Source organism: Ruminococcus albus AD2013, from assembly GCF_000526775.1.
Lineage (GTDB): Bacteria > Bacillota > Clostridia > Oscillospirales > Ruminococcaceae > Hominimerdicola > Hominimerdicola alba_A.
The window spans coordinates 30,186-42,941 of record NZ_JAGS01000005.1; the positions used below are offsets into that span (position 1 = coordinate 30,186).

Sequence of the window (12,756 nt, forward strand, 5' to 3'; positions counted from 1 at the left end):
CTTGAAAAATCGGGCGGTTTGTGGTATAATTAAAGTATCGGGAACCACTGAAAAAAACAAGAAAAGGAGCGCTTTTTATGACATACGAAGAACTGAAAAAAGCATATGAAGAAGCCGCAAAAAAGTGTTCCGAACTTGAATCGAAAAAAGCTGAACTGGAAAAAGAAAACAGTGAATTAAAAAAATCAAATGAAGACAAAGACCTCCGAATAGAACATCTTACCGAGCTTGTTCTTAAACGCAATAAAATGCTGTTTGGTCAGAAAAGCGAAAAGGGTAAATATCTATGTGATGGTCAGCTTTCATTTGAAGGATTTTTCAATGAAGCCGAAGAACAGTCAAATTTAGCTTTGTCGGAACCTAACGAAGAAAAGATAACGAGAAAGTCTGCAAAGACCGGAAAGCACCGCGGCAGAAATGAGATAAGAACAGACCTTGAAACCAAAAAGGTCGTTTTTGATCTGCCCGAGAATCAGCTTATCTGCGGTGTGTGCGGTGATGCTCTTACAGAATATACCGAAGAATATCTGACAACAAGGCTTGCGGTCATTCCCGAAAAGATCTACAAGATAGAATACTACCGCAAGGTCTATAAGTGCAGAAACTGCGATAAGAATGGGATCAGGTCCAACATAATCAAAGCGGAGAACAAGACTCCTGCCGCTGTCATCGAAAAGGGGCTGCCCGATCCGTCGCTGGTCGCGGATATAATGCAGAGAAAGTATCAGCTCGGAGAACCTCTGTATCGACAGGAGCAATACTGGAAGCTGAGGGGCATTTATCTGAACCGCACTTCACTTGCAAACTGGGTCATAAAGGGTGCAAAATGGTTTGAACCGGTCATCGGAATGCTGCGTATGTATTCATTCCTCGAACCGGTTTTGAATGCCGATGAGACTCCAACAAGGGTATTGAAGATAGACGGCAAGCCATCTAAGAAAAAATGCCAGATGTGGGTTATCTGCACAGGGGCAAGTGCATCAAAGAAGATCGCTTTGTACTATTACCGTGACAGCCGCAGCAAGATAACTGCCGAGAAGCTGCTTGAAGGATACACGGGTGTTGTGCAAACGGACGGAATGAAGTCCTATGGCAGCGGAGATTATGAGAGTGCCGGCTGCTGGGCTCATTGCCGGAGATACTTCTTCGACTGCATAACAGATGGAGATACCACCTGTCCATCAGCGCAGATAGTTGCACTGATCAGCAAGGCAGCAGACTATGAACAAGCGGCTAAGGAGGCAGAATACACAAGGGAGCAGATACTTGAAATGCGGCAGGAAAAAGTAAAGCCTCTGCTCGACAAGGCATATGAGATAATAAATACTCTGCGCCCTAGTCAAGGTTCAAACCTGGCTAAGGCAGTTACCTATGCCCAAAATCAGAAAAAGAAGCTGTACCTGTTCCTTGACAATCCCGATGTAGAAATGACAAATAATCTAGCCGAAAGAACGGTGAAGCCTTATGTCATCAACCGAAAGAATTTCCTTTTTAGCGACACGGAAAAAGGAGCCGCTGCAAGCGCAGCAGTTATGAGCATCATCGAAACAGCAAAAAGAAATGAGCTTGATGTCTATGGGTATCTGCTCTATCTGCTGACCGTCCTGCCCAAGTGGGGTGCGGATCCAACTGAAACACAGCTTAAATCGGTAATGCCTTGGAGCATGGCACTTCCACCATACTGTAAGCAAACTTACAGTGAGGTAAAGTAATTGGCTGTAAAGTAGAGTTACAGCCGTTGGTAGAGAAGTATAGTAACCGGTAGTAAAGTACAAGTAGATGGCTCTAATAATCAAAGCCGAGGTTTCATTGGAAGCCTCGGCTTTTCTCTTTAGGGGCTGGGTTTGGTTGGCGCTTACTCTTAAACCTCATAAAAGGAAAAATTGAATTCTGTTTTTGTCACGCGTGACACAAACATAAAAAACGTCTCCCCACAAAAGAGAGACGCCACACTGTTTCTATAAGCTATCAGTTTGCGTACTTTATCCGGTTTCTATTTCTGCTTCAGTATTATCTTCCTGAGTCTCAAACTCAACTCCTGAAAAGTCCTCAGCTTCAACTGTTACAGTCCTTTTAAGCGTTTCGATAATTGTTACATTAAATTCTTTCATAATGAACTTCTCCGTACATTTCTATAGCATATTTATTGTTTGTTCTTAAGGATATTTAAGCGACTATTTGTACAGACAAACAAGGATCTCTATATCAGTGTTCTCAAATACTTCTTTTATGATCTGTCTGACATTATCCCATTTTAGTTTATCCAATCCGCAGCCGATTAGTGGCATAGCCAACTTCCGTTGAATTCCTATAGGCCGTATATCTCCCCAAGGCAAATAATTTTCATCAATCACCCAATTCTTTAAATTCTCAAGACTTTCCCTGAGTGTATCATAGGTGGGTTTCATCCAATACTTTTCTTTAGTGATGAGATTTGCTACCATTTTATCCTTAAGACCGACAGGTATCATATATCCATGACCTTCCCAGTTCTTCGGATAGTTTTTCACAAGTTTTTCTTTCACTCCCATCTGAGCGAATTTCTTTGCGATCCCTGCACCCAAAGCAAAGTCAGAACTTATGCAATGGACTAGAACGTAATCATCGGGAACTTCAAACAGGTCTCTGATTTCTTCTTTATAGTTCATCAATAATCCTCCTCATCATCCTCAAAATCAATGAATACTATTTTTATTGCAACGATCTTATCTTCAGAATTTCTTGAAACAAAGCATTCGTAACTTCCATCGCCGTATCCAGAACTGCTTATAAATGCTTTATCATCTAGAGGCATTCCATCTCTCAGCACGTATGTGGATTCGTACCATTCTTCATCCTTACAGTTTTTTACGAAATATTCTTCATCGTAAATTCCACATTCACCTGAATCTACTCCTACGTCGATGTTTTGGAGTTCATCAGGTTCATATTCTTCAGGATCGTATTCTTCGTGAACTATTTTGATCCCTGCAACTCTTCCCTCTCCTGTTTTCTGAACAAAACAGTTATATGTTCCCGGAAGAACGTTTTCAAGACTTCCTGCACACCAGGTATCCATATCATAGCACGGATCAGATATTCTGACTCTTGTACCCAGAGTGATAGTGCCACTTTCGGTATAATCATAAAGACAGTTCATATCTATATGCACCAGTTCATTAAAATAATGTTCAGATGAGTACTTATCTACTATAGCCTTTATTTTGTCGTGTTCTTTCTTTGAAAAATTATAGTTTTCATAGAAAAGCCAGAAGTTATCTCCTCCTGAAGGCTCACTGTGAATACCGAGATCTTCAATTATCTCCGCTCTCCTTTTTATCATTTCTTGATTTAACGAACTATTCTCCTTCTTGCTTGAAAAGATAGTTACAATTATATCTGAAATGATAGTGCCGTTTATGTTGTTTTTCTCAGATGTTCCATTGTTTGCATTTTTAAATTCTTTCATTTTGAATTCCTCCGTATAATAATCATTTAGTGTCTTCGATAACTTATTTATCTTCGCCAGTTATCAATAACATCTATGTTGTTATTATACAAGAAAAGTGAAATCGATAATATCTTTCGCTTGTGTCACGCGTGACACAAAACATACAGCTGCTAAAAAAGGCTCTGTCACTAAAACAAAGCCTTTTTCTCAGAGTAATTTTGTGATCGTTTTTATTCTTCTGCATACAACGGATAACGCAGCTTTATTGCCTGTCAGCCTTTAGTCAGCATTCAGGATTAATCGCCTGTTACACAAAATCAAAAATGTCTTAATAATGTTTTCAGCATTAATTATCTAAGGCAAGAAGATAAGCTACAACAAGGCGGTATTAGTCTATGTATGTTTCCCCAAAACATACAGCAAAAATCATTAAAAATCGCCTCGATTTTAGGACGTTAAGTCGCCCTAAAAATATTATCATCACATTATTTTACGTGAACTTACTTCTCTGGCATTTCTTCCTCTGTTTTCTTTTCCGGTTCCGTCTTTTCAAGTTCAGCTTTTATTATCTTGTCTATATCCTTGACAGCAATGTTCTGGCTGGCATTGTAATCATGCAGAACCCTATACCCACACTCTTGACAGATAAACTGCTCTCTGGTCGGATGATTATCTTTGTGTATACATCCGCATTTTGAGCATCTCAGGCTTGTGTAAGCAGGTTCAATATAAACAACTTTTATCCCTCTTTCTTTCGCCTTATTTTCGATCTTACTCTGAAGATCATAAAAAGACCAGTTTTTGAGGAATCCTTCTGAATTTTTTGTTACTCCTTTAAGATTTTCGAGCTGGATGATCCCACAATCATTTTTGATTGCAAAATCAATTAGCTTTTTACTTGCTTTGTGATTAAAGGTATCTCTGAAATTTGCTATCTTATCAGAGACATTCTGTAATGGTTTCATCCTGGTTTTATAACCATGACCTATCCTTCCATCTCCGCACACAGCAGCCTGTTTCTTCAGAGCTGTCCTTCTAGCCTCTATTCGTTTCCTGAATTCGATTATTTCATCACCGGAGATCGCTAGTCTATCCTTTTCTCCGGATATTGAAGCGCATAAAGGGTAGTAAACACCGAGATTTACTCCCAGTATCTTTTTCTTGTCAAGTTCCTTTACCTCTGCTTTATCGAATGAATAGCAGAGATTTAAAAACCACTGACTCTTCTTTCTGTTCCAGATAAGCTTACTTGCGCTTATGCCGTATACTCCATCAAAACAACGTTCAAGGATCATTCTTGTTGAATTATCCTTTACGGTTATCTTAAATCTGAAATCACTGATATTATAATGCTTGACGCCATTTTTGTTTAGCAGAACAAGAGTTACATAATAAGTATTTGTGTCCTTATCGTATTCCAGTCCGATACAGGTCTTCTTGATATCCAGAGGCTGATCGGCTCTATAACTTAAAATGCTCTTATCTCCTCTTAATATTTCTTTGAGATTATTTTTAAAGCTTCCGCAGGCGTCTCTTAATGTTTGTGAATAGTTTCCTGAATGGAGATTGTATTTTTTGCTGTATTTAGCATATATAAATCCATCCAAAGCATAATCTTTAATCGTTCCATCTGACTTTACCTTTTTCAGATAATCTCTTTCATTCGGATATTCTTCGTTAAGTTTATAATAATCGTTGGTGAATCCGTACCATTCCCAGCATTCTCTTACTACAGCATTTTTCAGGTCCCTGGTTTCTTTTTGAAGATCCCATAGGCATCTGTTTAATTCATTGTATTCAACTTTGTTTCCATCTTTATCGGTTACATTGCTTATTAACGCTAATTTTACTACTTTAGTCATTTTTATTACTCCTTAAGTTTTTTTGAAGGACACATCAATACTCCAACATCATTATATAACTTACAGCTCACATTCTTATATAGTTATGTTCACTGTCTACGCGGATTTTATGCGTAGAATTTTGATCTCATTGCTGAGATATTACCTTATCGAGTTATAGCGGTTTACGACGCATTGTTTCGATTTAAGGGCGTTAAGCCGCCCTGGATAATATGAATATCACAGTGTTATTTATTGTTGCTGTTATTCTTTTTGAGAAAAATTTTATATAGTTCGGGATTTCTTTTGATGATTAATAGTGCATTTCAATTTTCTCCTTTACTGTAAATTGATCTGTTGATTCCGACTCCGATTATCAAAATTTATAGATCTAAGATAATTATAGAAGAAAATCTTTATCGATAAAAACGTCCCTGCAAAAAAGGTTTTTATGGGGAACATTTTATTTGTGTCCCGCGTGACACAACAAGTTTTATACTATTATAACAGAAGATAATTTTTCCTTTTTAATATTTTCTTGATTATTATATCAAAAAAACAAATTGTAGTCAACATCTTCCATTCTTGTATGATGAAAAAAAACGCCCCTCGTGTGAGGAACGTTTAAAAGACAAATTATCGGTTATTTTTCTTGCTTGCTGTTTTATGTTGTCCATTCCAGTTTATTTTTTCCGTTGAGCAAGTCTCTGATATATTCAAGAGGCATTTTTTCAATTCTTTCTATAATGTCTGCTCCTTTTATCCTCTTTAAGCAAGAATACTCCCACCTCTTAGGTGGGAGATGAATTGCGCTTCTTACTCACCGGAATTTTCACTATGCTCATAGGATAAAATATTCAGTCGAATAAAATGGAGTGGCTAAAACACAGTGGATTTGAATAATAAAGCATATTCTTGCTTTACAAGAGGGGAGATTTTTTTAGAAGGGCGAGAACACCCGTTGCTTTAGCTGTGGGATGAAGCCCTGTTTTTATTTTTTATAAATTTTCTTGTATAATAATAGTGTAATTAGTAATTGATAAACGAACATAAAGCCATAAAAGGAGTGAACACTATGGCAAACAAAGCATTTAAATTCAGAATATACCCAAATAACGAGCAAAAGATTTTGTTTGCCAAAACCTTCGGCTGTGTGAGATTGGTATATAACTATTGGTTATACAAAAGAATCAAGCAGTATAAAGAATATGAGACAACTTTAAGTTACAATGCTTGTGCCAAAGAAATGGCTGAACTTAAGAAAATGGAGAAATACTCATTCTTACGGGAAGTGGACAGCGTATCATTGCAGCAGTCGCTTCGACACCTAGATACAGCGTTTCAGAACTTCTATAAACAGCCTAAAACAGGATATCCCAGGTTCAAATCAAAAAAATGTAAAAAGAACAGCTATTCTACTGTTTGTATCAATGGTAACATAGCCATATCCAATGGATACTTAAAATTACCTAAAGTCGGACAAGTCAAAGTTAAGCAGCACAGGAACATTCCTGATGAATATGTTCTCAAGTCTGTGACAGTAAGTCAGACTCAAAGCGGAAAATACTATGCAAGTATTCTGTATGAGTACGAAAACCAAGTACAGGAACAGGAACTGCATGACTTCTTAGGGCTTGACTTTTCAATGCACGAGCTGTACAAGGATAGCAACGGCAATGAACCTTCTTATCCCAGATACTACAGACGAGCCGAGAAAAAGCTAAAAAGAGAACAAAGAAAACTTTCTCTTATGCAGAAAGGCTCTAAAAGCCGCGATAAACAACGTATCAAGGTTGCTAAAATGCATGAGAAAGTTGCAAATCAACGAAAGGACTTTCTACATAAACAGTCAAGACAGATAGCCAATGCCTATGATTGTGTATGTATAGAAGATCTTAACATGCAAGCAATGTCTCAGACACTTAAATTCGGCAAGTCGGTTTCAGATAACGGCTGGGGAATGTTTGTAACCTACCTGAAGTACAAACTGGAAGAACAGGGCAAAAGGCTTGTAAAGATAGATAGATTCTTTGCGAGCAGTCAGACTTGTTCCTGCTGCGGTTATAAAAATAAGGAAACTAAAGATCTATCAGTAAGAGCATGGGATTGTCCCGAATGCGGAACTCACCATGACAGAGATGTAAATGCTGCAATAAATATAAGAAACGAAGGCATGCGAATAGCATTAGCGTAGCCTTAAATCATAAAAACCGTGGGACACACGGGGTTAGCTCGCTTATGCTTAGTGCATTAGTACTATCGAACGAGAACCGAACTCGCTGAGGTAGGGGAAGCCCCCGCTCTTTAGGCGGGGGAGGATGTCACAGTTATTTGAGAATGTTTATCAAAAATCTGTCTGATCTCCATATTATCAATATTATTCTCATGTTTAAATTATACAGGAAAATCAGGCAAAATAATAAAAAGACTCTGTATGAAACAAAGTCTTTTAATAGTTTTTATGGTTATCCCCTTAACACAAAATGGAATCATGTAAACCCTGATGGGTCAAGATGCGGGCAAATTTTCGCGTACAAAAAAAGAGCGTATGCATACGTTTGCATACGCTCGGATATTTTGCAGCTGCGAATTTATGCGCATTAATTATTAAATAGCTGCCCCGCAGCTCTTATCATACTAAAAAAATACGTTATCATCGTTCGCTCGTACATATTCTCATTTTGCCGTTAAGAGTAAGCACTCCCAATGTTTTCTTCATTGCGGGCGAAGCAGGCGGGATAAAATATGCATCTTCTATTACATCACTCTCTGTTTTTCCAAGATTAGTGATGCTATATCCCTCCGATCTGTCCATGTGGAAGAAGTTCTTGCCTATAAATCCGGCAGCCTTACTCTCGAACCTTCCCCTGCTCGCCATCATTGCGGCATCCAGCATTCCGGGATCAAGAGCCACATAGCATTGCAGCACCAGATAAAGAGATGAGGGTCTGGCAGTTATCTGACGGACTTTTTCATGGACCTGCTTTGCCATCGTAAAAATATCATCATCGAAACTATTGATTTCAACGGAAAAAGCAGTGGAATAATTCCCCATCGCCCCGGGATTATAACATTTTAAGGCTTTTCTGATATCCATTGCCATAACGATCCTTTTGATCTTGTCTTCGGTAAAAAGCTTTGCCAGAAGATAATCGTTTACCGTAACGCCTTCTGTCCTGCACTTTTCTGCGATATCATTCGTCTCACTTATCTGTAAAACCGACAGATTATGCTTTACTTTATCGGTTTTGATATGATCGTCCGCAAAACGGTGGTAATCTTCAAAGGATAGTCTTTTATTCTCTTTTTTCCACTGCCTGTTAGCCCTGTTCACAAGCAATCTGCTGATAAACGGAAGACGTGAGTTCTCAGGAAATTCCGCTACGGACGATATAAGCTTTTCTTCCGCATATACAGGCTGTTTACCAAGCACATAATAATCCGCAAACTCCTTGGAAAGTTCCAGAGCGCCCCTCCCGTCCGCAAGCAGATGATGGAAAACCATCAGTACGATCGTTTTTGCACCCGAAGGCCACACAGAGATCTTTAACATCCCTTCTTTAAAAAGGTCAGGATCTCTTGAGGTGATCCTTTCAAATTCATCTATGATCTCAGGTGAATCTGTATTCGGATCATTAACGGAGCAGATGGAGATCTCTGCCTGAGAAACATCCTTCACATCATAAAAGAATCTGTTTTCTTTTTCATCATGTGATATAAGCGCCCTGATAAAAGGATGTGCCGATGACATGCATTTCACTGTATCCGCTATCCTGCTTTCATCCAATTCGGCGTTTATGCACATAACTATCCCAAAGCACATGTTCGGACACATTAAATGTGCTCTTTCAGTAAAAATATACTCCATATCCGCTCCTTGCCTTTTCAGTTCTCCTTGGGATTCTGTCCTCAGTTCTGTCCGTAATAAGCATTCTTTCCATGCTTGCGCAGATAGTGCTTGTCAAGAAGTTGTTTTAGACGTATCTCGGCTCCATAAAAAGATCGGTCACTATGATTATTACTAATGTTTGATTTTTCATTGTATAAGCATTATTTATGCTTGTAATGTTGCATCTGCCTCGGCCTGAGAAAAAGCATGATGATAGTCACTCGCAATTTACTTGCCTGTACAGATTGTATCTGCAAAATTATACAAATAAAATTGAATACACGGATTTAATGTGTATTGTTTAAACCTTATCGAGTGTTATTTCAGCTACAGTTTTGTAGACTCTCAAACACTTTTCTCGATTTACGGACGCCGAGCCGTCCGAAATGTGGTGTTTTTATTTTGAATAATAGCACCCATTTTTTTATTTGAACGTCTTTATATTTTTTTACATGCACAATATATTGTTTTACTCTGTTTAATTAAAACAGTTGATAATGTATGACTCGCAATCTATTTGTACCGTGCAGATTGCGTCAAATATGGTAATGTATAATATATAATATCGATGACTCGCAATCTATTTGTACCGTGCAGATTGCGTCAAATATGGTAATGTATAATATATAATATCGATGACTCGCAATCTACTTGTACCATGCAGATTGAATCTGCAAAATTTTACAAATAAAATTGAATACACGGATTTAATGTGTATTGTTTAAACCTTATCGAGTGTTATTTCAGCTACAGTTTTGTAGACTCACGAACACTTCTCGATTTACGGACACCGAGTTGCCCGAAATAAAGTGCGAATCTACCAGCATTTTTATGTGAGCTTATCATTCGCACCGTATTAATGAAATTAATTATCTATAATCATTATAGCATAAAATCGGCTCAAAGTCCAGCGCATTATATGAACTTTTTCGTCTTATTAAGTTTATTTATCAATAATCTCTCTAACTCCAAATTATCAATAATTATCTTATGTTTTAATTATAAAGGAAAATTATTTGCAATAAAAAGAGGCTGCTGCAACAGCCTCTTTTATGAGAATTATACATTTAAGGGATTTGGCTTATTTTTCATATCGTTGACATATTGCTTCATATCATTTATTATCGCCATAGTTTTTTCCGGTATTTCGCAGAATTCGGGCTCATTCTGTGCTTTGAAATCACCTGACCAGAATCCGTTTGCCATGATATAATTTGAAGAATGCTCTTCTTCAAATGTGAAGTTGTATACCTTGTCGTTGTATTCCTCTATCTCAACAGAGCTTATTTCTACCACATTATCGGGAGTCATCAGACGATCACCCTTTTTAAGTTTGGCTGCTGCGATCTTTTTTCCATTGGGATATTTCTCGGAATACATCTTCATCGCGTGTCCGCCAGATACTCTGATGCTTCTGCCGTCGGTAGTCGTGATCCTGAATATCGCTCTGTCATTACCGGTCATCACGCTGCTTATTGTAAGTACCTTTCCGCCGTATACGGGAAGTCTGTCTCCCCTTCTGATCTCACAAGCCTTCTTTGTTCCATCAACAGTATTTATCAGTGTATCCGCTGCATAACAGCCCCATGCTATTACGAATCTGGGTATATATACTGTCGCTTTGTTATGAGAGCTTACAAAGTAGTTGGGATTATCATCAGGAAGCTTTCCGTTTTTACCTTCGATCCAGATCTGAAGATCATCATATATATAATCTCCGCCTTCTTTCTTTCTATATTTCAAACGAAGCATTATACTTGCTAAGAACAGGCAATCATTCTTTATATAATCATCTCCGAAAAATCCTGAATCTTCAAGTTTGCTTTGCCAGTCATATCTTCCGTATTCAGTATACTGTCCCTCATTTTTCAGACAGAAGTTAAAGGACACTTTCCATTTTGTTTTGTCACTGCTATAAGGAATGACCTCAAATGCACCGGCTTCCTGCATTGCCTGCTGAAGATTCGAAGCATCGAGTCCTAAGCCCTGACCATAAGATACAATAGTATGATATTGGTTATTGGAATAGCTTAGTCTTGGGACACCTGCATTATATTCAAAGCCCACAGGGCTCTTGCCCTTGAACGGTATGACCTGGATATTCTCCAGATAGAATTCGGGATCTTCTTCAAAATATATTTCTCCTTTAACCGGGATGATTGTTGTCTCAAAATACTTTCTGCCGCCTTCTTCCTCCTTAGCAAGAGCTTTGTAAACACCGCCGTAATAATCAGCACCTGCCCAATCGGGATTCTGATCAGGGTCTCTGCCGTATAAAAACATTATATCTTCGCCCGGTGTCTTGTGTCTGTCGGGATTATAACAAGGTTCAATTATCTTGGTGTAATTATAGAACAGGATCTTGGTCTGCCTTAATACTATACTGTTGCTCAATACCGGGTATGATACACCGTCAGCATCAAGATATATATAAGCTATCGAAATTTTGAAATTAAAATCTCTTATAAGATCAGCAGAAAAATAATCAGTTTCGGTCACATCTGATATCTGAGAGATATAATCTGTCTGTACCAGTGCAGAAGGTGACTGCCAGATAGTGATAGGCTCATCGTTTTCCATACCGTATCCGTTGATCATCATACTTCTCAGGCAGGACACGAACTCAGGGTGCTTCTTTTTCTCTCTTTCTTCCTTTGAATCGGTCTGTTCACAATCTTTCAGAACAATAACATTATTTATCTGGAACTTGAAATAATCTGAAGCTGACGACATTTTTCCATTGCTGCTGTCCGAATCACCCAGAAGACTCGCATTTGATGCTGTATCATCGAATGAGAAGAGAGGTTCTTCATCATTTACAAATGATTTTCTGAGTCTATTATTCTGAATGGCTTTCCACATCTCGGGGTATTTTTTCAGCTGTTCTTCTCCGCCAAAATGACTAACGAAATAATTATATTCATCTTCATTGGAAAGATCGAGCGGCTTTTTAAGTTCATTGTCATTTTTCAAATACGAAGTCTGCCATTCAGCTGCCTTGCCTGCTTTTCCCGCTTTGCCACCGTTTCCGTTTTTTCCGCCGATAGTAGGTGCGGAATCTTTTGTGCCGCCATTACCGACAGGTTCGGTACACGATCCTCCATCACCGCCATTTCCGCCGCAGCCTGTTTCCCATTTAAACTGGCTAGGGATTCCGGTTGATAATTTTCCGATATGACCGTACTCAAAAAATACAGATGGACCGTCTCCGCCATTTCCGCCGTTTCCGCCGTTTCCGCCTGTTTTTTCATACGAAACACCGCTACCACCGTTTCCGCCGTTAGTACCCTTGACCTTTACACGAACATCATTCACAAGATCTTTGACTTTTATATGTATCTTACCTCCGTCAACGCCGTCAGTACCGTTCTCACCGCTTCCGTCCGGAGCATCAGTACCATTAGTGCCATGTATCAGAAAATCACAAACATTTTCCGTCTGTTTTGTCTTATTATTTATGAGCTTGTCTATGATGAGTTCGGTCTTGTTCTTATCCGAATTTATAACAATACAACCACTATCTACCAGCTCGACCTCATCGATGTGCCCGCTGAGTTCCATTAAATTTGATATTACCATAATAAAATTCCTCCCAT

At 38.6% G+C, this 12,756-nt stretch carries 8 protein-coding genes; 2 read left to right on the forward strand and 6 right to left on the reverse strand.

All coding sequences use genetic code 11. The features are described from left to right. The first annotated feature begins 77 nt into the window (after positions 1–77). On the forward strand, positions 78–1,712 hold the full coding sequence (gene tnpC / locus N773_RS0117670; RefSeq protein ID WP_024855848.1) for an IS66 family transposase: 1,635 nt from the start codon (positions 78–80) through the stop codon (positions 1,710–1,712). Positions 1,713–1,982: 270 nt separating this feature from the next. Here the strand turns inward: tnpC and N773_RS23335 are convergent, their stop codons facing one another. The 4 genes from N773_RS23335 to N773_RS0117690 all read right to left on the reverse strand — a co-directional run bounded on the left by N773_RS23335 (position 1,983) and on the right by N773_RS0117690 (position 5,292). Then, complete coding sequence (locus N773_RS23335) at positions 1,983–2,111, reverse strand: DpnD/PcfM family protein (protein ID WP_155250948.1); 129 nt, start codon at positions 2,109–2,111, stop codon at positions 1,983–1,985. Between the two features lie 63 nt (positions 2,112–2,174). After that, entirely contained in the window at positions 2,175–2,648 is a 474-nt protein-coding gene (locus N773_RS0117680; protein ID WP_024858982.1) for a macro domain-containing protein, read from the reverse strand. Continuing rightward, positions 2,648–3,448 (reverse strand): DUF4241 domain-containing protein, encoded by an 801-nt coding sequence (locus N773_RS0117685; protein WP_024858983.1) that lies wholly within the window; start codon positions 3,446–3,448, stop codon positions 2,648–2,650. The genes N773_RS0117680 and N773_RS0117685 overlap by 1 nt, the downstream gene beginning before the upstream one ends. Before the next feature lie 482 nt (positions 3,449–3,930). Further along, entirely contained in the window at positions 3,931–5,292 is a 1,362-nt protein-coding gene (locus N773_RS0117690; protein WP_024858984.1) for an RNA-guided endonuclease TnpB family protein, read from the reverse strand. Between the two features lie 1,054 nt (positions 5,293–6,346). Here N773_RS0117690 and tnpB point away from each other — a divergent pair. Beyond that, on the forward strand, positions 6,347–7,465 hold the full coding sequence (gene tnpB, locus N773_RS0117695; RefSeq protein ID WP_024858985.1) for an IS200/IS605 family element RNA-guided endonuclease TnpB: 1,119 nt from the start codon (positions 6,347–6,349) through the stop codon (positions 7,463–7,465). 459 nt (positions 7,466–7,924) lie between these two features. Here the strand turns inward: tnpB and N773_RS0117705 are convergent, their stop codons facing one another. Beyond that, the gene (locus tag N773_RS0117705) at positions 7,925–9,139 is read right to left on the reverse strand and encodes a condensation domain-containing protein (protein ID WP_024858987.1); all 1,215 of its coding nucleotides are present in this window, start codon (positions 9,137–9,139) and stop codon (positions 7,925–7,927) included. Between the two features lie 1,080 nt (positions 9,140–10,219). Further along, entirely contained in the window at positions 10,220–12,739 is a 2,520-nt protein-coding gene (locus tag N773_RS21560; RefSeq protein ID WP_024858988.1) for a Hint domain-containing protein, read from the reverse strand. Positions 12,740–12,756: the final 17 nt, after the last annotated feature.